Here is a 21,663-nt window from a genome sequence, read left to right on the forward strand (position 1 = left end):
ACCCTCTGCTACACTTCGCCGCCCACGTGACCCAGGTCATGTTCCCGGAAGGGAACCACGACACTGCGGCGAACGTTGTTCACCCCTTGTGAGCTGGCCCTTGAGCCACCGGGCGAGGTGGACCACCCCCTCGGTTCACACGCCCGCAACACCCCCGGAACCGGCGCGTTCCCGCCGTCTGTGACCCCGCACACCCTCCCGGGTGCCCGTCCGGAGCAGAAGTCCGCCCCCAGGGGCGCAATTCCTTGTGAAGAAGTTCACGAAGTTCGTCGCGACGTGTCCCCGAGCGGGTCCCTCGGGTGGCTCTCAGCGACTCAAAGGTGCAGGCAGGAATGCGTATGAGCGACGTTCCCGCCCCTCCGGGCACCGGGCCCCCGGAGCCCCGCGCGGGGGCCCCAGGAGGGCGCTGTGCGGCCCCGGCCCCCGAGAGGGCGCGCCAGGGCCTGACCTACGCGATGGACCAGCCGATCCCGTCGAGGATGTCGTGCTCGCTGACCACGACCTCATGGGCCCCGGTCCGCTCCATGACGGCCAGCAGGATCAGCGCCCCGGAGGCGATCACGTCGACCCGTCCCGGATGCATCGCGCCGATCGCGGCACGCTCGGCGTGGGTCGAGGAGAGGAGCCGCCCGGTGATCTCCCGGACCTGCTCCAGGGAGACCCGGGAGTGGTGGATCGCCGCGGAGTCGTACTCCTCCAGCCCCAGCGCGATCGCGGCCACGGTGGTGACCGTGCCGGCGAGCCCCACGAGCGTGCCCGCCCCGGTGAGCGGGACGCTCCGCCCGGCCAGGTCCAGGGCGGCGGCGACGTCGGCGCGGATCGCGTCGGCCGCGTCCGGCGTGGGCGGGTCGACGACCGCGCCGTCCCGCGAGAGATGACGCTCGGTCATCCGGACGCAGCCGATGTCCACGGACCGGGCGGCCCGCACCCGGTCGTCGCCGAGGACGAACTCGGTGGAGCCGCCGCCAATGTCCACGACGAGATACGGCTTCGCGAGGTCGTCGCGGCCGGTGAGCTCCTTGGTGGCGCCGTCGAAGGAGAACTCCGCCTCCTGGTCACCCGTGATCACCTCGGGCTCCACACCCAGGATGTCCAGCACGCCGCGGACGAAGTCGTCCCTGTTCTCCGCGTCCCGGGAGGCGGAGGTGGCGACGAAGCGGACCTTCTCCGCGCCGTGCTCCTTGATCACCGCCGCGTACTGCCGGCAGGCGGCGAACGTCCGCTCCAGCGCTTCGGGGGCGAGCCGTCCGGTCCGGTCGACGCCCTGCCCGAGCCGGACGATCTCCATCCGCCGGTCGAGCTCGGCGAACTCCCCGGTGACGGGGTCGGCATCCGCCACCAGCAGGCGGATCGAGTTGGTACCGCAGTCGATGGCGGCCACGCGCGTCATGTCTTCAAGCCTCTCCGGCGATTGAGGAGCGGGGGTCCGGGGCGGAGCCCCCGAGGGGGAACCTCAGCTCTCGTCCCCACCCTGCACGCCGCACGGCGACACGCACGGCCCCTTGCGCCACCACTCCGGCAGCATCGCGATCGCCTCGTCCCCCAGCGGGTTCACTCCCGGCCCCGCGGCCAGCGAGTGCCCCACGAGCACGTGCAGGCACTTCACCCGGTCCGGCATGCCCCCCGCGCTCGGGAAACCCTCCAGCACCTCGATGGCGTCACGCCGCGCGATGTAGTCCTCGTGCGCGGCCCGGTACGCGGCCGCCAGCTCGGGGTCCGTACCGAGGCGCTCGGTCATCTCCCGCATGACCCCGTTCGCCTCCAGCGTGCCGATCGCGGACGCCGCACGCGGGCACGTCAGGTAGTACGTCGTCGGGAACGGCGTGCCGTCCTCCAGCCGGGGCTGCGTCTCGACCACGTCCGGGTTTCCGCACGGACAGCGGTGCGCGATGGCGCGCAGCCCGCGCGGCGGGCGCCCCAGCTGCTGCTGGAACGCGGCGATGTCCGCGTCGGTGGGCGCGGTGGACTCGGTCTGGGGAGGGGGCGTTTCCATGCCTGCCTAGGTTCTGATCGGGCTGCTCGAACTGCGGTTCCGCAGATGTACGGGGGAACGCGGGTCAGCCGCGGTCGGCGCTGTCGACGCCGTCCCACAGGTTGGAGTGCCACGGCCGGCCGGACTCGTCCGACTTTCCGTTGCGCTCCTTGACCGCGTCGGGATCGACCACCGTGTAGCCGGTCTCTCCCGGAAGAAGGTAGTGCAGGTGCTCGCGGGCCAGCCGCTTGACGTAGGCGTCGTCCTGGAGGCGCGACTTCTCGTCGCGCAGCTCCTCGGTGCGTGCCTCGGCCTCCTGCGCGAGCCGCTGCTGGTCGGCGATCTCGTCGCGCTGCGACACGTACTGCCGCATCGGGTACGCGAGGGCGACGACCAGGGAGCAGACGACCAGCGCCAGGAAGGCCGCCCGGCCGGTGAGCCGGGAGCGGTGCGCCTGGCGGCGGTTCTGGGACCTGTAGACACGGGCTGCGGTCTGCTCTCCGAGCAGCCTCAGCCGGGTCGCGGTGGAGAACCGGTCCCGGTCCTTCGCGGCCATGTCTCCGCCTCCCCATTACGCACGTCCGTCCCCGCACACGGTACGGGACCGAGTGCGGGGACGGACGGAGGCCGGGGCGTCGGTCCCGGCCGGGCTTGTCAGCCCGTGCTGTCTTCGTCAGTTCGCGGAGCGAAACCGCGGGAACGCCGAGCGGCCCGCGTACACCGCGGCGTCGTCGAGGATCTCCTCGATGCGCAGCAGCTGGTTGTACTTGGCGACACGGTCCGAGCGGGCCGGGGCGCCGGTCTTGATCTGACCGCAGTTCACGGCGACCGCGAGGTCGGCGATGGTGACGTCCTCGGTCTCGCCGGAACGGTGCGACATCATGCACTTGAAGCCGCTGCGCTGGGCCAGCTCGACGGCGTCCAGGGTCTCGGTCAGCGAACCGATCTGGTTGACCTTGACGAGCAGGGCGTTGGCGGAGCCCTCCTCGATGCCACGGGCCAGGCGCTCCGGGTTGGTGACGAAGAGGTCGTCGCCGACGATCTGCACCTTGGCGCCGAGCTTGTCGGTGATGACCTTCCAGCCGGCCCAGTCGTCCTCGTACAGCGGGTCCTCGATGGAGACCAGCGGGTACGCGGCGACGAGCTCCTCGTAGTACTCGGTCATCTCGGCGGCCGAGCGGGACTTGCCCTCGAACTCGTACTTGCCGTCCTTGTAGAACTCGGACGCGGCGACGTCGAGCGCGAGCGCGATGTCCTTGCCGGGGGCGTAGCCGGCTTCCTTGATGGCCTCGAGGATGAGGTCGAGCGCGGCGCGGTTGGACTCCAGGTTCGGCGCGAAGCCGCCCTCGTCACCGAGACCGGTGGACAGGCCCTTGGTCTTCAGGACCTTCTTCAGCGTGTGGTAGACCTCGGCGCCCCAGCGCAGGGCCTCGGAGAAGGACTCCGCGCCGATCGGGGCGATCATGAACTCCTGGATGTCCACGTTGGAGTCGGCGTGCGACCCACCGTTGAGGATGTTCATCATCGGGACGGGCAGCAGGTGCGCGTTCGGGCCACCGAGGTAGCGGAACAGCGGCAGGTCCGAGGCCTCGGACGCGGCGTGCGCGACGGCGAGCGAGACGCCGAGGATGGCGTTGGCGCCGAGCGAGCCCTTGTTCTCGGTGGCGTCCAGGTCGAACATGGCCTGGTCGATCAGCCGCTGCTCGGTCGCGTCGTAGCCGACGAGCTCCGGGCCGATCTGCTCGATCACGGCGAGGACCGCCTTCTCGACGCCCTTCCCGTGGTAGCGGTTGGGGTCACCGTCGCGAAGCTCAATGGCCTCGAACGCACCGGTGGAGGCTCCGGACGGAACAGCAGCACGACCGGTGCTGCCGTCGTCGAGGCCAACCTCGACCTCGACCGTGGGGTTGCCCCGGGAGTCGAGGATTTCCCGGGCTACGACGACGTCGATGGACGGCACGAGGCATCTCCTTCTGGGATATGACGCTGGTTGTGCAGGGTCACTTTGGCCTTGCGACAAGAGCCTAACCGGCGCGGCCGTCTCAGTCGGCCGCGCGCCCGTCCCCTGGGACGAAAAAGGACCCAAGAGCGGTCACAGCAGGGCAAACGGCCAGAAATTTACTGGCAAGTAACTACAACAGTTGAACAATCAACACGGGAAAGCGGTGAGCCCCGGCCCGGCCGCACGGGGGGAGGTGCGGCCGGGCCGGGGCGGTCAGCGAGGAGAGTGCTGAACTACTTCACCAGGTGGAGCTGCTGGCCCGGGAAGATCATGTCGGCGTCCGTGACGATGTCCTTGTTCAGCTTGAACAGCTGCTCCCAGCCGCCCTTGACGTTGTGGTCGGCCGCGATCTGGCTCAGCGAGTCGCCGGTGACGACCTTGTACTCGCCGTCGCCCTTCTTGACCTTCTCACCGGTCGGGGTGGTGACGGTCTTCTTCTGCTCCGCCTCGGGGGCGGTCGAGCGGTCCGAGCGGTTGGTGGCGGGGGCCTCGGTGCGCTCGGCCTTCTTCGGCTCGGCCTGCTGGGCCGGAGCCGACTCCTGCTTCGGAGCGGTCTCGGTCTTGGAGGCAGTGTCGACGCCCGGGTCGACACCGTCGTTGCTCAGGTTGCCGGCACCGGCGCAGGCCCAGGCACCCGGTCCCTGCATGGCGAGGAGCTTCTCGGCCACGGCGATCTGCTGGGACTTGCTGGCCAGGTCGGCGCGGGCCGCGTACTGCGTACCGCCGGCGGCGGCCCAGCTGGACTGCGAGAACTGCAGACCGCCGTAGTAGCCGTTGCCGGTGTTGATGGACCAGTTGCCGCCGGACTCGCACTGGGCGACCGCGTCCCACGTGGAGACGGAGGCCGCGGAGGCGCCGGTGGCACCCATCAGCGGCACGGCGATGGCGGCACCGGTCACACCGGCGAGCGTGGCGATACGGACGGCCCTGGACGGACGGCGGTGCTTGTTGCCCTTGCTGTTAAGCAGCATCGAGACTTCTCCTCACCGACGCCTACGAGGTGAGCTGTCGGGTTCGGGCCAAGTGAGTTGCCCGGTCGCACGTCCTAGCGCACGACTTAACCCCAAGCCGGTCCTGATGCGTCTCGCGACGATCCAGCCCGGCACTTACCTGGGTCCCCCGCTCCTGCCTACGGCGCTTTACGCGTCTGTTCCCTTCGACCGACGGCAGGATTCGGCGTGACGATCGACGGGGCCCGCGGTGCGAGCGGTTCTGACCGTAAACACACGCCACCCCCACATTCAAAGAAGGACATACCGGATAAACAGCCCTTACTTGCATCTGAAAAACATATATTTGCGCAGGTCGGAAGGGATGCGGAGGGAGCTCCCGGACAAGACGCGCCAGTTCACACGAAGAGACCCATGTCTCACTTAGTCAAAAGTGGGACATAGGCCTCTTAAGTACCCCAGATTTGAGGCGTTTTCAGCTGTTGATCAGACCGCTCGCGCGGCCGCCCTCATCCGGCCTTCACGCCGAGATCGAGGCTCTGGCCAGGCAGGATGAGGTCCGGATCGGAACCGACCGCCGCCTTGTTGGCCTCGTACAGCTCGGTCCAGCCGCCGGGCAGCTCCTGTGCGTCAGCGATCGCCCAGAGGTTGTCGCCCGGCCGGACGGTGTACGTACCGTCAGCAGCCGGTGCGCCCTTGCCCCGTGCGTCGGCCTCGCCGCGCGAGGCGTGCCGCCCCGCGTCCCGGTCACCGGTCCCCTCCGGGGCCGGCGCGCCGCGGTGCCTGCCGCCCGTCTCCCCGTCCCAGGAGGACCCGTCCGGGGCGTCCGAGGGGTCGCTCGCACGAGAGGAGCCGGATGCCGAGGGCGTGGCGGACGGGGAGGCCGGGGCGTCCGGCGTACGGTCCTTGTCGGCGGTGTCGGCGGTGGCGTCGTCCGACGGGGTCTTCGTCGCGCCCTCGGACGCGTCGTCCGCCGGGTCGGCGTTCTCTGACGGGTCGGCACTCGCGGCCGGGTCCGCGCTCTCCGACGGATCGGCGGACGGGGTGTCGCCCGGGTCGACGCCCGGCAGGGACCCGTCCGTGGCGAGGCCGGAGATGACGGCGCAGCTGGGCCACGCCTTGGGCCCCTTGTCGTCCAGGACCTTCTCCGCCACGGCGATCTGCTGCGAGCGGCTGGCGAGGTCCGCGCGCGGGGCGTAGGACTCGCCGCCGTAGGACTTCCAGACCTCCTGCGAGAACTGCAGGCCGCCGTAGTAGCCGTTGCTGAGGTCGGCACTCCACATGCCGCCGCTCTCGCACTCCGCGACCCGGTCCCAGGTCGAGGCGTCGGCGGCGTGCGCACCGGCCGCGCCGAGCAGCGGGATGGCAATGGCCGAGCCGGTCACGCCTGCGGCGACGATGATCGCGGGTGCCTGCCGAGGGCGACGGTGTCTGCCGTTCGCGGAGCCCATGGGAATGCCTTCCGTGTGACTGACGAGTGACGGGTGAGTCGAACGGTGAACCTAGCGGGACTCGAACGTGTGTCACAAGTCGATGCAGCGGAGATCACGTAAAAGTCACAGAGTTGACAGAGTGTCACCTTCCCGGGGAGCGGACCCGGAAGTGGACCCGAGGGCGGGCCCGGGGGTGAACTCCACCGGAAGCGTGCGCAGTCCACGCATGATGAGCCCGCCACGCCAGCGCAAATCGGCAGGTTCCACCGCAAGTCGCAGGTCCGGAAGGCGTCTCAGCAACGTGGCGAGGGCAGCCTGACCACAGCCGCTGGGAGGTCACGGCGTCTCCTTGTCCTCGGGAGCCTCGCTTCGCACCTCCACCGGCAGACCGGCACGGAGCCCTCCGGTGACAGTGAGCTGCGGCAGGGTCGGACGCCTGTACGCCTCCACTCCCCTGCGGTCCGCTCCCAGGACCGCCATGAACTCGGGCCAGACACCTCGCTTCCACCAGAAGAGCTGGCGTTCCCGCATGGGATTGATCGGGCCCCAGGTAAGGGGCATGTCGGCCCATGACAGCCCCTGCCGGAGCCTGTGCAGCATGCCGGAGAACTGCGCGCGGATGTCGTACTTCGAAGTGAAGTGCTTCTTCGACTTCCCGGAGACGGCCTTGCGCAGGACCGCAAGAACCGCCTCCCACTCCTCGTCCGTCGGGTCGGGGGGCACAAGAGTGGCCGTTTCGTGGTGCCACCGACCGATCTCGCACTTGACACCCGGTTTCGCCGTACTCCCCATCGTGCCCGGCGTGACACGGATGTCGAACATGTCGAAGATTTCCTTGCGCTCCGACAGCGTCATGCTGTCGAGGGGCCGGCGAGCGTTGTGCGCGATGCCGGCGAGATTGCGGGCCTGACGCTCATGCTCCGCGTACGCCTGCAACCACTCTTCGGCGAAGCCCAGCTGCTTGCGGTACTCGGCCAGCTCCTGCTGCATCTCCTTCACCCCCGCCTTGAGTACGAGGGGGTCGACGCCGGCCTTCATGTACGCGGGAACCTGCCGGTGGATGAGGTCCTCCTGCTTCGCGATTTTGCCGGCGAAGTCGGTGACACGCTTCTCGTACTTCTCCCTGTCCCCCGGCCGACTGCTGACCCACTCGGACGCCATCACCAGGAGTTGGGATTCGTCTTTCACGAGTCCGGCCAGCTCGGTCCAGACGGCACCTTCGATCTCCGCCGCGTTGAAGTACGGCTCTCCGCAGGACTCCCCCTTCTTGGTCACGCCCTTGCAGCGGTAGGAGCGCGCCTTCTCGCCGCGCCTGCCGGAGCCGACGTAGACCGAGCCACAGAGACTGTCGATCCGTCCGCTCAAGGGGTAGATCCGGTCGCCGGTGCGGCCGTTCTGGAACCCGATCTTCTTGAGCGTCCCCATGAGGAGCCCGGCACGCTCCTCGGACAGGATGGGCGGGACGCCGATCTTGACCTGGTCGCCGTGGACGGGGCTGCCGTCTTCGCGGCGCCGGGTGGTGTTCCTGCCAGTGCCTCGGTCGGTCTTGCGGTAGACGACATAGCCGCGGTGAATGGTCTCGCTGTGGAGGCGGCTACGGAGGTTCGCCGGACTCCACGGGACGCCGCTGCGGGTGCAGAGCGAGCGCTTGTTGAGTTCGTCGCAGGCCTCGGAGATGTTCATACCCTGGTCGACGATGAGTTCGGTGGCGACGAAGAGCACTTTCGATTCGTGCTCATCGGTGACCAGGACACTGAACTTCTTCCGTCGCTCGCCCACCGCGGAGGTGTCCTGCGCGATCTTGTATCCGTAGGGGGCGGGGCCGCCGGGCCAGCCACCGTAACTGATCGTTAACTCCCGTCCGGCGAGGGTCCGTTCCTTGATGCGTCGCCACTCCATCTCAGAGAAGGTGACGTGCCGCATGAACTGGGACCAGCCAGACTCTGTGCTGGTGTCGATGTTCTCGCTGACCGAGATGAAGTAGACACCGAGGTCGGCCATGGCCCAGGCCCACTGGTAGGCGACACGGGCCGTGCGGCCGATGCGGTCCACCTTGGGGACAAGGATGCGGTTGAAGTGCTGCCGATGCGCGTCGAGGACGAGGCGGTCCATCTCGGGGCGACTCTCCAGCGCGCCGGACACTGCCTCGTCCACGTACGCGTCGTAGACCGTGGCCTCTGGATGACGGTCGAGCCACCCGTTGGAGATCTTCTCCTGGTCTTCGAGACCGAACCCGTCGAGCTGGTCGAGGGTAGAGACGCGGGCGTACTTCGCCACCACGATCGCGGCAGGTTCAGGCAGGCGCAGGCGTGCCACAATGGACATGATCAGTCCTCCGAGACTGTTCCGTCCCCGGGGTGTTGACGCACCGCCGGGAAGGTTCCGGCCTCATCGCGCTCTACCAAGCGCTTTGGGGCCGGTGCCGTTTTTTGGGGAGCAGCCTACAGGAGGCTTCCCTGATACCCGTCTGAGTGATGGGCGCTGACACCGACGGTCGGCGAGAAGCGCGACGGCGGAGGCCGACCCGCGGACGCCCGATACCGTCGTCACGTGAACCACACCCCGCCGCCAGAACTCTTCACCTGGGAGTTCGCCACCGACCCGTACCCCGCCTACGCCTGGCTGAGGGAGCACAGTCCCGTACACCAGACGATATTGCCCAGCGGTGTCGAGGCGTGGCTCGTCACCCGATACGCAGACGCCCGGCAGGCCCTCGCCGACGGCCGCCTTTCGAAGAACCCCGCGCACCACGCGAAGGACGCCCGGGGAAAGAGCAAAACCGGCATCCCAGGCGAGCGCAGCGCCAACCTCATGACGCATCTGCTGAACATCGACCCGCCCGACCACACACGACTTCGCCGACTGGTCTCCAAAGCGTTCACACCCCGGACGATCGCCGCTTTCGGACCCCGCGTGCAGGAGCTGGCTGATCGGCTCATCGACGATTTCGCGGAGAAGGGGGAGGCCGACCTGATCCACGACTTCGCCTTCCCGCTCCCCATCTACGCTATTTGTGATCTGCTCGGCGTACCCGAGGAGGACCAGGACGACTTCCGGGACTGGGCGGGCATGATGATCCGGCACGGCGGCGGGCCGCGCGGCGGGGTCGCCCGATCCGTGAAGAAGATCCGCGCCTACCTTGCCGAGCTGATCCACAGAAAACGGCAGAACCCCGGCGACGACCTGATCTCCGGCCTGATCCGGGCCAGCGACCACGGCGAGCACCTCACCGAGAACGAGGCCGCCGCGATGTGTTTCGTGATCCTCTTTGCGGGTTTCGAGACGACCATCAACCTGATCGGCAACAGCGCCCACGCGTTCTTCCGTAACCCCCCACAGCGCGCCATTTTCCAGAACGCGGTCCAGCGGGGCGACAGGCGCCTCCTGGACAGCGCAGTCGAGGAGCTGCTGCGTTTCGACGGCCCGGTGGAGCTGGCCACCTGGCGCTACGCCACGGAAGCGCTCGAAATCGGAGGAGAGCGGATCCGCGAGGGTGATCCGGTGCTCGTGGTCCTCGCAGCCGCCGACCGTGATCCGGCCCGTTTCGCGGAGCCGGACACGCTGGATCTGTCCCGCCGGGACAACCAGCACCTGGGGTACGGACACGGCATCCACTACTGCCTGGGCGCTCCCCTCGCACGCTTGGAAGGCAGCACCGCGCTGGAGACCCTGTTCCGCCGTCTGCCGGACCTCGGGCTTGCCGTGGACCCCGTCGACCTGCGGTGGAGGGGCGGACTCATCATGCGTGGTCTGCGGACACTCCCGGTGGAGTTCACCCCCACGACCGTGTCCACCGGCCCGGACGTCAGCCGTTGCCCTCCGCCGCCCTGATGGCGTCCCGGTAGGCGCGGCCCGCGGCCCGCAGTGCTGCCTCCGGGTCGGTGCCGTCCTCCTGCGCGCGCACGGCCAGCTCCAGGAGCCGGTAGCCGATGCCGTCGCCCTGCGGCAGCGCCACGTCGAGTCCGGCGGTACGGGCCCGGCCGGCCAGCTTCGCCGCGAGGGCCAGGGCGGGCTGGCCGATCGGCACCCCGTCGGTGACCGACTCGCGCTGCTTCTCGATCGCCTTGGTCCGCAGCCAGTGCGCGTGGACGTCCTGCGGGGTCTCCGCGGTCTCGTCGCCGAAGACGTGCGGATGGCGGTGGACCAGCTTCTCGACGAGCGTGGCGGCGACGTCGTCCACCGAGAACGGCTCCGTCTCGTCCTCCTCGGCGATGCGCGCGTGGAAGACGACCTGGAGCAGTACGTCGCCGAGCTCCTCGCGCAGCTCCTCGCGGTCGCCGTCCTCGATCGCCTCGACGAGTTCGTACGCCTCCTCGATGGCGTACTTGGCGAGGCCCTCGTGGGTCTTCCCCGAGGTCCAGGGGCACTCGATCCTGATCCGGTCCATGACCTGGACCAGATCCAGCAGCCGGGCACCCGGCAGGTCGTACGAGCCGGGCAGCAGCTCCAGGTCCGGCATCTGCACCCGCCCCGAACCCGCCAGCCTCGCCAGCCCGTCGGTCAGCGGCTGGTTCCCCTCGCCGCCGCTGAGCACCACCACGGTCCGGCCTCCGGCGCAGGCGCCGACGAGCTCGGGTGCGTCGGGGACGGCCGGGTCCACGGTGATGCCCGCCTCGCGCAGATACGGCAGCTGCGGCTGGTCCGGCTCGGCGCACAGCACCCGGTCGGCGGCGTGCAGCGTCTGCCAGGCGGGCCAGGACAGCAGCCCCGGCGCGACCCGGTGGCTGGCGGTGAGCAGGACGATACGGCCGGGGTCTTCAGCGTTCACGCTGCGAATCTACCCGGCCGCCCGGCCGCTGCTACGCCCCGGCCTCCGCGGGTGCCTGGGCGGGCTTGGTGACCTGGTTGATCCAGGGGGCCTTGTAGTCCGCGAGCTGGATCTGCTTGTTGTTCCAGGTGCCGTAGCGGGGGTTGACGTCGACCTTCAGCGCCTTGGACGCCTTCGTCAGCGCGTCGCCGAGGATCTTCGTGCCGGCCGGGGTCGACGGGTCGGCGCCGAGTGCCCGGGAGAGCTTGGTCAGCTGGATCTGCTCGCGCAGGAAGGAGTCGATCTGGCCCGGCGAGATCCAGCGCTCCTGGAGCACCGCGGCCCGCAGCCCCTTCTCCCCCTTGTACTGGGCGACGGCCGACTGGCGCATCTGCTGGATCTCGGCGCGGCTGACGGTGACCCCGGCGTCGGCCGAGGCCCGGTCCAGGACCCGGTCCAGGATGATCCCGTGCAGCTTGGCGCGGGCGAGCTGGCCGGACTGGTCGGCGCCCTGGGCGGGCTGCGCGGAGGTGTCCTGCGCGTCGCGCACGTCCGCCACCTGGGCCTGCACGGTGGACACCGCGATCCGGTCACCGCCCACGACGGCTGCCGCGCCGGGGTGAGCCTGGCTGCCGCAGGCGGAGAGGAGTGGCGCTGCGACGAGAGCCGCGGCGGAGACGGTGAGCGCGGTGCGACGGCGGCGGTGCAAAGGAGCCTCCCGAGGAGATTGTGCGGCGGTGCACAAGGCCTTGCGGTGATCGATGCTAGAGCATCCGGCAGGAGTTGGGGATGTGGTCTCCCCAGAGGCCCCGATCAGCGCACGGGCAGGGAGGTTTTCGGTGGTGCGTCCGGCCGCAGCATGATCGTGCGCGAGACGACGAAGGTGATGGGGACGGCTGCCGCGGCCGCGACGAGCGGGGCGTACCGGCTGCTGAACCCGGCGAGGTCGACCAGCAGGTAGACCCCGCCGGTGGTGATGGCGAAGTTGGCTGCGTTGGTGAGCGGGAAGAGCAGGAACTTCCGCCAGGTGGGCCTGGTGCGGTAGGTGAACCAGGAGTTGAGGAAGAACGACCCGGTCATGCTGAGCGCGAACGCGGCCACGTGCGCCGCTATGTAGGGCAGCCGGGTCAGCAGGGCGAGGTAGCAGCCGTAGTACGTGCCGGTGTTCACGACGCCCACGAGGGCGAAGCGTGCCAGCTGTGCCTTGACCGTCATCGGCGTACGGACTCCAGGGGCTGCGGCTCCGGGGCCGTCCCGCGGGTGCGGGTGTTGGTGTCCTGGACCAGGTAGTGCGGGCGGCGCTTGACCTCGTAGTAGATCCGGCCGACGTACTCCCCGACCACCCCGACCATCACCATCTGGACCCCGGCGAGGGCGGTGACGACGACGAGGAGGGTGACGTATCCGGGGGTGTCGATGCCCTTCACCAGGGCGACGCCGACGATCCACCCGGAGTAGACGAGGGCGAGGGACAGCAGCAGCAGGCCGAGGTAGAGCGCGGCGCGCAGCGGCTTGTTGTTGAAGGAGAGGAGCCCGTCGAGTCCGTAGTTCAGCAGTTTCCCGAAGGTCCAGGCGGACCGGCCCTCTTCGCGGACGGCGTTCTCGTAGCTGAAGGCCGTGGTGGGGAATCCGACCCAGGCGAAGAGGCCCTTGGAGAACCGGTTGTATTCGGTGAGTTCGAGTACGGCGTCGGCGGCGCGGCGGGAGAGGAGCCGGAAATCGCCGACGCCGTCGACGAGTTCCACGTCGACGAGGCGGTTGATCAGCCAGTAGTAGGCGCGGGCGGTGAGGGTGCGGGTGACGCGGTCGCCCGTGCGGGTGCGGCGGGCGATGACCTGGTCGTAGCCGTGCGCGTGCTCCTCCAGCATGCGGCCGACGAGTTCCGGCGGGTGCTGGAGGTCGGCGTCCATGATGACGACGGCGTCGCCCTCGGCGTGCTGGAGCCCGGCCAGCATGGCGGCCTCCTTGCCGAAGTTGCGGCTGAAGGAGACGTAGCGGGCCCGTGGGTCGGCGGCGGCCAGTTGCCGCAGGATCGGCAGGGTCCGGTCCGCGCTGCCGTCGTCGACGTACACGAGCTGGAACGCGTGTCCCAGCCGGGTCATCTCGTCCGTCACGCGTTCATGGAAGCGTTCGAGAATCGCTTCCTCGTTGAAGCAGGGCACCACCAGCGAGATCAGCACACAGGTAGATCAGCCGGTCCATGTGTCGGGAGTGGATGCCGGGTGTGGCCGAGGGGCGGCCATTGGGTGAACTGGCCCGTGGACGCCCGCAGTCGGGGCTCGTGCTCATCGTGGGGCGGCTCGTGAGGGCGCCGCTCGACGATGAGCACGGGCCGTGGAGGCCTCAGAGCCGCTTCGCGCTGCGCAGGGTGGCCGCGTAGTAGCCGTTGCCGTCGAGGCGTGAGGTGCCGCCCTTGTCGCCGATGGTGGGGCCGTTCACTTCCTCCCGGCTGGAGACGAAGATGAGGTGGCCGTCGGAGTCGTGGCCCATGTACATGCCGATGTGGTCGAGCCGCTGTCCGGTGCGCTGGTCGAGCTTGAAGAAGACCAGGTCGCCCGGTTGCAGGACGTCGATCGAGGTGGGCCGGTCCGCGGGCGTGATGCCCTTGAGCGGGATGACGTCCGCGCCGAGCTTGGAGCGGCCGATGCCGTTGGCGGTGCGGGGCAGTCCGTCGCCCTGGCCGTCGAGGGGGGCGAGGGGGTAGCGGGCGCGGTAGCCGAAGATCGTCCGCATGAAGCCGGAGCAGTCCATGGACCGGTAGCGGGCCTTCTCGGGCTGGCGGGTGACGCCGTTGCGGAAGGTGTACGGGATGCCGAGGTAGTCGAAGAAGTCCGACTCCTCCAGGCGCAGGTCGTTGCCCTCGCTGCCGACCGGGTTGAGGGGTCCGAACTGGGCGTCCCCGGCGTAGGAGACTCCTTCGTCGTCCTTCTTGACCGGTGCTCCCTCGATGTACTGGAAGGCGAAGGCGAACAGGTCGTCCTCCTCGCTGCCGTAGTAGGTCTTGAACCAGTCCTTGAACCACTGCTGCTTCTCGGCGCCCTTCTTCCACTTCTCCGGCATCAGCCGCACCCAGTTCTCGGTGATGACCCGGGACTTGGTGCTGGTGGGTTCGGCGAAGGTACGGGAGGGGCCGGTGAGTGTGGCGGTGCGGGCGTGGTCGGTGAAGGTGGCGAGCACCTTGCCGCCGGCGTCGCGCAGGACGGTACGGGCGGGTGTGTTCAGCCGTTCCCAGGTCTGCTCGCCGGACTTCAGCTCGGCTCCCGCCGGCTTGTCCGTGATGGCCTGGACTGCGGGCGCCTTCGCCTGTTCGTCCTTGCGGAGCTCGACCGTGAAGTACGCGCTGCCCGCGAGCAGCGCCACCAGCGTGACGGCGTGCAGGATCTGACGGGGGCGCTTGGACTGCTTGGTACGGGGAGCGGTCATGAGATCACCTCAGGCAGACGGAAGGGCGCCGAGCAGGATGCCGGCGGTCAGGACGACGTAGGCGAGCAGCGAGACCGAGCCGGTGGCCAGCAGCGTCGCGCCCTTCGGCTGGCGGACCAGCTGGTAGGCGATGAGTCCCGGGACGATGAAGCCGAGGGTCTGGTTGGCGTACATCAGCGGGAACTCCACCTGGAGCACGATCATCACCGTCGCCTGGAGGATGACCCCGGTCAGCACCACCGCGGAGAACAGCCGCTTCCCGTAGAGGATGACGACCTTCTGGAGCAGCAGCACGGAGACGTACGTGAGGACGGTGACGCCGACCACCATGGCCGCGCGCTGGAGATCCTCGACGAGGGTCAGTGCGAGCCAGCCGGGGGTGATCATGCCGCCGGGTGAGAGGTTGGTCGTCAGGTAGCAGACCAGGGAGAACATCAGGCCGAGCGCGATACCGATGGCGGCGATCTCGGGCGTCAGGACGGTGGGGATCAACGGGGGTCTCCTGCGCTGTTCTGCCGGCTCTGCTGGTAGGGGTCCTGCGGCGGGTACGGGTCCGGGTGCGGGCCCTGCTGCCCTGTGGGCTGCTGCCCGTGTCGGTACGGCTGCTGGTGCGGGTCTTCCGGCTCCTGCCGGTGGTCCGGGGGCCGGCTGTCCGGGGGCAGTGCGGGCTCGAACATGCCGCGCTGCCGGGGCTGGGCCGGCACCGGCGCCGGGGTCTGGAGCGCTGCCTGGGCCTGGGCCTGGGCCAGGGTCTGGACCGTGGGGTGCGGCTGGTAGCGGGTCTCGTACGCCTCCGGGTAGGGCGCGTACGGGTCGAGGTGCGGCCGGTACTGCTGGAGCGGCAGCGTCTCGTCGTGGCGGACGTGCTGCGGGGCGTGCGGGGCCGGCTGCTCGTCCGGGGTCCCCGTGTCCTGCTCGTCGGGGGTCTCCTCGGCGGGCTCGGCCGGGGACGGGTCGAGCTGCTCGTCCGGGGTCTCGTCGGGCGGGAGTTCGCTGAGGTGCTCCAGCAGGAGTTCGCCCTGGCCGTGGATGTTGCCGATGGCGATCAGCGACGAGTCGGGCCCGAGGCCGCCGAGCAGCTCACGCATGAACTCCTCCGGATCGCGCCGGTCACCGCCCAGGTCCACCGCGCGGTCGCGCCATTCGGCGGGGATCGCGTCGATGGCGCTCTTGGCGGGGTGGCCGATGACGAAGACCTTGTCGGGCTGGAGGTCGGGGATGATCTCGCCCATCTGGCCGTTGCGTTCGACGCGGTCGGGGCGGCAGTTGATGACGACGTTCAGCGGGCGGTGGACGGCGCCCAGGTCCAGCAGCTGGTTGACGTTCATCAGCGTCGACTCGGGGTCGTTGGCGGCGAAGACGTTGGCGAACCGGAGCTTCTTGCCGTCCGGTGTCACGTACCTCTCGACGGAGAGGACGCCCGGGTCCGGCGGGGCGTCGTACATGCCCTTGAGGGCGGTCTCCCGTTCCACGCCGAGCAGTTCGGCGACTTTCAGCGCGATGGCCACGTTCTCCTTGAAGGTGAACCAGCTGAAGCCGCGCAGCTCCTCGTCGCTCACGGTCTCGGGGTCGGCGTAGACGAGCTCGCAGTCGCGGGCGTCGGCCTCCTCCTGGAGGATCGCGAACCGTTCGACCTCGGCGGTCACACAGATGCCGCCCTCCGGCATGGAGCGGCAGAGCGAGCGCGCCACGTCGTCGAGGGTCGGGCCCATCTCGGCGAGGTGGTCCTCGCGCACGTTGCAGAGCACGCCGATCGTGGAGCGGATCAGCTTGGACTGGTTGATCTCCTGGAGCGCGGGCATCACGGCCATGCACTCGATGACCAGGGCCTGCGGCTCGTACGAGGCGGCGCGGCGCACGATGCCGATCTGCTCGACGACATTGGCCAGGCCGAATTTGCGGTAGACGGGTTCCTCGGTGGCGTCCGGGTGGATGAACCGGGCCGCCGTACCGGTGGTCTTGGCGACGGTCACCAGATCGCCGCCGCGCAGGGCACCCGCGCAGAGCCGGGTGATGGAGGACTTACCGCGGATGCCGTTCACCAGGACCCGGGCGGGTATTCGCTCCAGGTTGATGAAGTGGCGTCGCTGCTCGACGATGCCCGCTGTCAGCAGGATCGCGCAGCACACCACCAGCACGGTGTAAAGGAACAGCACGGCCGGTCAGGTCCTTTCGGCGTAGGTCGTGGGCGCCGTCGGCGCGGTCTCGCGCTTCTGCTGCGCCGGGAGCTGCTGGCGTACCAGCTCCAGGGAGCGGGTGACGGCGCCGACCTCGTCGTGGTGGCGCGGATAGAGGACGGTGCGCCGGTCGCCGCCGGCGAGCGCCTCCGCCTGGTCGGCGAGGGCGCGCAGCGGGCGTACGACGACGATGTGCAGCCAGCCCAGACAGGCGATGGCCGCGGCCATCCCGAGCAGTCCGGCGAGCACGGTGAGGTTCTGCCGGCGGTATTCGGGGATGGCGAGGGAGCTTGCGGGCTGGCGGCTGACCACGGTCCAGCCGAGGGACTTCGCCGCCCCGCCGCCGACGAAGGGCGCGGCCGCGGCGATCTGCACCTTGCCGCCGTCGCGGTACAGGATGCCGCTGGGGTGGGTGCTCACACCGGTCTTCTGGTTGGTGCCGGCCACGAGGGTCCGCAGGCGTTCGCCGGACAGTTCCTGGAAGGCGCGGTAGCCGGAGTTGCCGCCGATGATCCGCTGTTTGTCGTCGACGATGTTGACCTGGCCGAGGCCGGGCCGCTTGAGCAGGCCGTTGACGAACTCGATGCGGAACTCGCCGACGACGGTGTCGCCGTCGCGGCCGGGTATCTGGGCCTGGGCGACGATGACCGGCTTCTTGCCGGAGTCGTTGAGCACCCGGATCAGCTGGCCGGTGGGTGTCTTGCCGGACGGCTGGTGCGGGGTGTCGCCGGCGTGCGCGGCGACCTTCCCGGAGGCGTCGACGACGTACAGCGACTGGTAGCGGTCGTGCTCCAGGCGGGTGCGTTCCAGGACGGTGCGCATGTCGGCGGGCGAGGTGTCGGCGCCGATCAGTGTGGCCACGGACAGGAGGTCGGCCTGTCCCTCGTTGAGGGCCCGGCGCACCCGGTCGGTGAGGGTGTCGGTGCGCTCGCGCTGGTCGTTGACGAGCTGCTGCGGTACGACGGCGGTGGCGTCGGCCCGGTTGAGGAGGAGCAGCATCGGGGCGCACCAGGCGAGGACGAGTACTCCGCAGACGACGAGGAGTCCGCGGGTGCCGAACCGGCCGCGCCGGGGCGGCTCGGTGGACCGGGGCTCGCCGAGCAGCTGACGGCGCAGCCGTTCCAGGGAGTTACCGATCCGGGCCGCTTCGCCGTACGAGGGGGTGCTGACCGGCCGGGTGAGGTCGCCGCGGGTCAGCCGGCGGCTCTCCAGGAAGAGCCGGATCAGGGGCCGTTGGACGGTGCCCAGGAGCAGTGCGACGGCGAGTGCGCCGACGACGACCAGGCAGCCCGCGGCCACCAGGCCGAAGAACGGTCCGGCGACCGCGGTGGGGTTCTCGGCCACCGGGACCATGGCGACGACGCTGAGGCCGAGTCCGGTGGCGATGGTGGGTTCGCCGGGCTGGGGGCCGGCGAGGGAGGCGTAGCCGGCGACGTTGCGGTCGCCCGAGTGCACGCTGCCGAGCAGGCTGCCGCTGACGCCGGGGAAGCCGCCGGAGCCGGGCTCCTTGGCGGACAGCGGGTGCTGGCGGACCTTGACGGAGGCGGTCTTCGCGAAGCTCTTCAGCTGCTTGTCGGCGCGTTTGGCGTCGGCACGCTGGGTGTCGGTGAGCAGTTGCTCGGGCTGCGGGATGCCGTCGCTGGAGAGGATGGCGGCGTCCGCGTCGATGACGGCGATGGAGCGGAACTGGCCCAGGCTGATGCCGGGGAACCGCAGGTTGCTGGAGGCGACGAGGAGCTGCTGCGGGGCACCGGGCCAGGAGAGCAGGGCGAAGGAGAGCAGCCGGGTCTCCCCGTTGGCCAGCTTCACCATGCGGGGGCCGAGCGCGTCCTTGCCGCTGAGCTTCGAGGTGTCGATCGCGGTGAGGGGGACGTTCTCGCCGCGGGCGGCGAGCAGCTTGCCGGAGGAGATCTCGACGACCGCTGTGCCGGTCCACTTCTGGTAGACGCTGCTGACCTTGTCGAGCACCGCGTCGGGAGAGACCTGGTCCGCGGCGTTGAAGAGGCCGGCGGTCCGCCCCAGGTCGGTGAAGCTCTCGTCGATGGAGGCGCGCAGGGCGATGGCGCCGTCCTCGGCGAACTCCTGCTGGGAGGTCAGCACCGCCTCGGGTACGCGGTCCTGCACCGTGCGGCCCAGTCCGAGCGCGGTGATGGCGGCCAGCGAGAGCAGCAGGGCCGAGAGGACCGCGATGGGCGGTCGTATACCACCCAGCAGCGACATATCGGCCCGGCGGCGGACCTTGTGTCGCCGCTTCACAGGCGAGGCGGCCATGGTGCTTCCCTTCTGGAACTTCTTGCGTTTTCTGGTACTGCGGCACTGCGGGAGCGGTCGGCACGCGGCAGGAGTGGTCGATCCTGCGGGAGCAATCAGAATTTCCACTCAGTGCGGAACTTCTGCGGCTTATGTCTCTTTCAGGTCTTTTCGAGTCTTCGGGGCGCGTCGGCATACCCAAGGAATCGAACGCCTACACGGAAGATCATGACTCGTTCGCATTCCGAACGGTTGTATTCGATTGAGCCGTTGTGACGCAGACCACTCGGATCAGGCCACAGGGGCGGCCGGGCGAGCCCGGCCGACATCCCGCGTTCACCCGACCGCCATCACCGCCACCGTCACCGACCGCCACCACCAACCGCGTTCACTCCGAGCACCCTCACCGACCGCGATGACGCCGCGCGTTGACGGCCCGTGCTGGCTCACCGTCAGCCGGGGAGGCCCTCCAGCGGTTTCAGGCCGTCCTGCGCCGCTCCGCGGTTGAGCATCGTGCCCTGGGTGCGCTCGAACGCCAGCCGGTAGCGGGCGCGTTCCTCCGGCGTCAGCTTCTTGTCATCGCGCAGCGCCGCGGCCACATCGATGAGCCGGTGGTCCTGCACCGCGTCGGCGGGCGCCGGGTTCGCCGCGTCCGCCTCGGGCGGAATGGAGACGAGCGTCGGCACGTACCGCGCCTGCACGTCCCACGACCCGCCGCGCTTGCGGAACTCGAACCAGCCGACGATGCCTTCCTCGGTCAGCCCGGAGGGCACCTCGTGCCGGGCGACCTGATTGCCCAGCCCGTACGCGATCCAGGTCCCGTCGACCTTCTCCATCGGCTGCACGACATGGGCGTGATGGCCGATGACCAGGTTGATGCCGGTCTCCCGGGCGATCCTGCGCGCCAGCTTGATCTGCCCCGAGCTGGGCTCCGGGTGGTGCTCGCGCCCCCAGTGGATGCTCAGGATGACCACATCGGCGCCGGCCGCGCGGGCACCCTTCTCGGCTTCCTTGATCCGGGCGAAGTCGTTCTGGTTGACGACCCAGGGCGTGCCGGCCGGGACCTCGCGGCCGTTGAAGCCGAAGGCGTACGAGAGCTGCGCCACCTTGACGCCCTTGACGTCCATGATCAGCGGCTTGTCGGCCTCGGCCTTGCTGCGCGCGGAGCCGGTGTGCTTCAGCCCGGCCTTGTCGAGGGCGTCGAGGGTGCGCTTCACTCCGGACCGGCCGTGGTCGAGCGTGTGGTTCGACGCGGTCGAGCAGGTGTCGTAGCCGACCTGCTTCACCGCGGTGGTGATCTGCGGCGGCACCAGGAAGTCCGGGAGGCTGCGGAACGGTCCGTTCGGCTTGCCCACCACCGGCTCGAAGTGGCAGATCGCCAGGTCGGCACGGGAGATGACGGGCTGCACCCCGGCCATGAGCCGGTAGAAGTCCAGCCCCTGCTTCCCCTCGGCCTTCGCGTCCTTGCGGGCCTGCTCGATCAGCGGCGGGTGGATCAGGATGTCGCCGGCCGCGGCGACGGTGAACGACGGCCCTCCGCCCTTGGCCGGACCCCTCCCGTCGGACTCGGTGTCACCGCCCAGGAGGGAGCAGCCGCTGAGGGCCAGCGCGAGGAGCCCCACCAGGGCGGCGCGAGAGGTGAAGGGAACATAAAGACGTCGGGTCACCCATGTATTTTTACTTGAATATGACGAGCAAATGGGCCAAAAACTCGGCGATCTCTGCAACATTGCTGGTCACAGCCGTCGTAGCGGCTGTTGTGGTGCTCGTCACCTCCCCCGGTGGAGGGGGTTCCGACGAGGACCGGCCGCAGCGTGCCCGGCCCCGTGACGGCGTCGACCTGGCAGCGCGGATCGACGCGTACACCCGGGACACGATCAGCCGCAGCGGCTTCCACCCGCCGACGGCCCTGGACCGCCGCACCGTCGCCGACGGCGTCGGCCTCTACCTCGAGGGCCGCCACAAGGACGCCGCACGGCGCCTCGCCGAGGTCGACTTCGGGGTGGCCACGTTCACGGACACGGCCACCGGCCGGCGCTTCGCCGAGATCGCCGACCGCGCCCGGGAGTCCGCCCGGGGCTGGGGACGCGTGTACATCGACCTGTCCCGCCCCACCCCGACCTGGTCGGTCCAGGTCCCGCACCCGGTCGCCGACGCCGACAGCGAGAAACTGGGCGTGGGCGCCTGGCGGGCCACGCCGGGCGGGGTGATGGTCCTGGCGGGCGCGAACCGCAGAGCGGGCGAGGGCGACGCGGCGGATGTCGCCCACCGCAGGGACACCGTCTTCCACGCGGTCTGCGCCGAGCTGGTCACCCGCCGGCTGCCCGGCATCCAGCTCCACGGCTACGCCGACTCCACCGAACCGGACTACGACGTGATCGTCTCCACCGGGAAGGGCGACCACGGCCGCGCCTGGGGCGAGGGACTGGCGACGGCGCTGCGGCGGGAGGGCTTCGAGGTCTGCCGCGTCTGGGTGCGCCGCTGCTCCCTGGAGGGCCGCACGAACGTCCAGGGCCGGGCCGCGGCGGCGGCCGAACTCCCCTTCCTGCACGTCGAGTTCAGCCGTACGGTCCGGGCGTCACCGCGCCGGACCGCCGACGCGGTGACCGCGATCAGGGAAGCGGCGATCAGGGAGGCGGCGGCGGGCCACACCGCGCAGAGCCTCCGGACCGCGCCGGCCGGGGGGTAGGGGGTACGGCCTCGGGCCGA

At 69.7% G+C, this 21,663-nt stretch carries 18 protein-coding genes, 1 pseudogene and 1 riboswitch; of the genes and pseudogenes, 2 read left to right on the top strand and 17 right to left on the bottom strand.

Annotated features, from left to right (window positions below; genetic code table 11):
* Positions 1–448 precede the first annotated feature (448 nt).
* The 8 genes and pseudogenes from ACIQM0_RS25020 to ACIQM0_RS25055 form a co-directional block, all read right to left on the bottom strand.
* Complete coding sequence (locus ACIQM0_RS25020) at positions 449–1,390, bottom strand: exopolyphosphatase (RefSeq protein ID WP_401290397.1); 942 nt, start codon at positions 1,388–1,390, stop codon at positions 449–451.
* A gap of 63 nt (positions 1,391–1,453) precedes the next feature.
* On the bottom strand, positions 1,454–1,993 hold the full coding sequence (locus ACIQM0_RS25025; protein ID WP_401290399.1) for a DUF501 domain-containing protein: 540 nt from the start codon (positions 1,991–1,993) through the stop codon (positions 1,454–1,456).
* 64 nt (positions 1,994–2,057) lie between these two features.
* Positions 2,058–2,528, bottom strand: coding sequence for a septum formation initiator family protein (locus tag ACIQM0_RS25030; protein ID WP_363023900.1), 471 nt, complete (start codon positions 2,526–2,528; stop codon positions 2,058–2,060).
* A 117-nt stretch (positions 2,529–2,645) separates the two neighbouring features.
* Positions 2,646–3,932, bottom strand: a complete 1,287-nt coding sequence (gene eno, locus ACIQM0_RS25035) for a phosphopyruvate hydratase (RefSeq protein ID WP_363023901.1) — start codon at positions 3,930–3,932, stop codon at positions 2,646–2,648.
* A gap of 275 nt (positions 3,933–4,207) precedes the next feature.
* The gene (locus tag ACIQM0_RS25040; RefSeq protein ID WP_385037622.1) at positions 4,208–4,945 is read right to left on the bottom strand and encodes a transglycosylase family protein; all 738 of its coding nucleotides are present in this window, start codon (positions 4,943–4,945) and stop codon (positions 4,208–4,210) included.
* A gap of 4 nt (positions 4,946–4,949) precedes the next feature.
* A riboswitch (cyclic di-AMP (ydaO/yuaA leader) is annotated at positions 4,950–5,121 on the bottom strand.
* Positions 5,122–5,433: 312 nt separating this feature from the next.
* The gene (locus ACIQM0_RS25045) at positions 5,434–6,375 is read right to left on the bottom strand and encodes a transglycosylase family protein (protein WP_401290403.1); all 942 of its coding nucleotides are present in this window, start codon (positions 6,373–6,375) and stop codon (positions 5,434–5,436) included.
* Positions 6,376–6,480: 105 nt separating this feature from the next.
* A pseudogene (locus ACIQM0_RS25050) lies at positions 6,481–6,678 on the bottom strand (hypothetical protein); the annotation flags it as partial.
* 15 nt (positions 6,679–6,693) lie between these two features.
* Entirely contained in the window at positions 6,694–8,682 is a 1,989-nt protein-coding gene (locus tag ACIQM0_RS25055) for a recombinase family protein (RefSeq protein ID WP_401290405.1), read from the bottom strand.
* 225 nt (positions 8,683–8,907) lie between these two features.
* Here ACIQM0_RS25055 and ACIQM0_RS25060 point away from each other — a divergent pair, with 225 nt between their 5' ends.
* Positions 8,908–10,188 carry a cytochrome P450 gene (locus tag ACIQM0_RS25060; protein ID WP_401290408.1) on the top strand — a complete coding sequence of 427 codons (1,281 nt, stop codon included), beginning with the start codon at positions 8,908–8,910 and terminating at the stop codon, positions 10,186–10,188.
* On the opposite strand, the gene ACIQM0_RS25065 is transcribed toward ACIQM0_RS25060, so the two are convergent.
* The 9 genes from ACIQM0_RS25065 to ACIQM0_RS25105 form a co-directional block, all read right to left on the bottom strand.
* Complete coding sequence (locus ACIQM0_RS25065) at positions 10,163–11,125, bottom strand: nucleoside triphosphate pyrophosphohydrolase (RefSeq protein WP_401290410.1); 963 nt, start codon at positions 11,123–11,125, stop codon at positions 10,163–10,165. The two genes, ACIQM0_RS25060 and ACIQM0_RS25065, sit on opposite strands and share 26 nt — an antisense overlap.
* Positions 11,126–11,156: 31 nt before the next feature.
* Entirely contained in the window at positions 11,157–11,813 is a 657-nt protein-coding gene (locus tag ACIQM0_RS25070; RefSeq protein ID WP_401290412.1) for a SurA N-terminal domain-containing protein, read from the bottom strand.
* A 104-nt stretch (positions 11,814–11,917) separates the two neighbouring features.
* A complete protein-coding gene (locus ACIQM0_RS25075; RefSeq protein ID WP_401290415.1) occupies positions 11,918–12,319 on the bottom strand; it encodes a GtrA family protein in 402 nt (133 codons plus the stop codon).
* Complete coding sequence (locus ACIQM0_RS25080) at positions 12,316–13,284, bottom strand: glycosyltransferase family 2 protein (protein WP_401290418.1); 969 nt, start codon at positions 13,282–13,284, stop codon at positions 12,316–12,318. The genes ACIQM0_RS25075 and ACIQM0_RS25080 overlap by 4 nt, the downstream gene beginning before the upstream one ends.
* A gap of 163 nt (positions 13,285–13,447) precedes the next feature.
* Entirely contained in the window at positions 13,448–14,527 is a 1,080-nt protein-coding gene (locus ACIQM0_RS25085) for an NlpC/P60 family protein (protein WP_401290421.1), read from the bottom strand.
* Positions 14,528–14,536: 9 nt separating this feature from the next.
* A complete protein-coding gene (locus ACIQM0_RS25090) occupies positions 14,537–15,019 on the bottom strand; it encodes a poly-gamma-glutamate biosynthesis protein PgsC/CapC (RefSeq protein ID WP_073738471.1) in 483 nt (160 codons plus the stop codon).
* Entirely contained in the window at positions 15,016–16,683 is a 1,668-nt protein-coding gene (gene pgsB / locus ACIQM0_RS25095) for a poly-gamma-glutamate synthase PgsB (RefSeq protein ID WP_401290425.1), read from the bottom strand. The genes ACIQM0_RS25090 and pgsB overlap by 4 nt, the downstream gene beginning before the upstream one ends.
* Before the next feature lie 6 nt (positions 16,684–16,689).
* Positions 16,690–18,975 (bottom strand): HAMP domain-containing protein, encoded by a 2,286-nt coding sequence (locus ACIQM0_RS25100; protein ID WP_401290427.1) that lies wholly within the window; start codon positions 18,973–18,975, stop codon positions 16,690–16,692.
* Positions 18,976–19,406: 431 nt separating this feature from the next.
* On the bottom strand, positions 19,407–20,621 hold the full coding sequence (locus ACIQM0_RS25105; RefSeq protein ID WP_401290429.1) for a CapA family protein: 1,215 nt from the start codon (positions 20,619–20,621) through the stop codon (positions 19,407–19,409).
* A gap of 20 nt (positions 20,622–20,641) precedes the next feature.
* On the opposite strand from ACIQM0_RS25105, the gene ACIQM0_RS25110 reads away from it, so the two are divergent.
* On the top strand, positions 20,642–21,643 hold the full coding sequence (locus ACIQM0_RS25110; RefSeq protein ID WP_401290432.1) for a hypothetical protein: 1,002 nt from the start codon (positions 20,642–20,644) through the stop codon (positions 21,641–21,643).
* Positions 21,644–21,663 lie beyond the last annotated feature (20 nt).

The sequence above is a fragment of the Streptomyces sp. NPDC091387 genome (assembly GCF_044756945.1).
GTDB lineage: Bacteria > Actinomycetota > Actinomycetes > Streptomycetales > Streptomycetaceae > Streptomyces.

Excerpts from the sequence above, each read along its gene's own strand:
- ACIQM0_RS25020 (WP_401290397.1), bottom strand. The coding sequence starts at position 1,390 with ATGACGCGCGTGGCCGCCATCGACTGCGGTACCAACTCGATCCGCCTG.
- ACIQM0_RS25025 (WP_401290399.1), bottom strand. The coding sequence starts at position 1,993 with ATGGAAACGCCCCCTCCCCAGACCGAGTCCACCGCGCCCACCGACGCG.
- ACIQM0_RS25030 (WP_363023900.1), bottom strand. The coding sequence starts at position 2,528 with ATGGCCGCGAAGGACCGGGACCGGTTCTCCACCGCGACCCGGCTGAGG.
- ACIQM0_RS25040 (WP_385037622.1), bottom strand. The coding sequence starts at position 4,945 with ATGCTGCTTAACAGCAAGGGCAACAAGCACCGCCGTCCGTCCAGGGCC.
- ACIQM0_RS25045 (WP_401290403.1), bottom strand. The coding sequence starts at position 6,375 with ATGGGCTCCGCGAACGGCAGACACCGTCGCCCTCGGCAGGCACCCGCG.
- ACIQM0_RS25055 (WP_401290405.1), bottom strand. The coding sequence starts at position 8,682 with ATGTCCATTGTGGCACGCCTGCGCCTGCCTGAACCTGCCGCGATCGTG.
- ACIQM0_RS25075 (WP_401290415.1), bottom strand. The coding sequence starts at position 12,319 with ATGACGGTCAAGGCACAGCTGGCACGCTTCGCCCTCGTGGGCGTCGTG.
- ACIQM0_RS25085 (WP_401290421.1), bottom strand. The coding sequence starts at position 14,527 with ATGACCGCTCCCCGTACCAAGCAGTCCAAGCGCCCCCGTCAGATCCTG.
- ACIQM0_RS25100 (WP_401290427.1), bottom strand. The coding sequence starts at position 18,975 with ATGGCCGCCTCGCCTGTGAAGCGGCGACACAAGGTCCGCCGCCGGGCC.
- ACIQM0_RS25110 (WP_401290432.1), top strand. The coding sequence starts at position 20,642 with ATGACGAGCAAATGGGCCAAAAACTCGGCGATCTCTGCAACATTGCTG.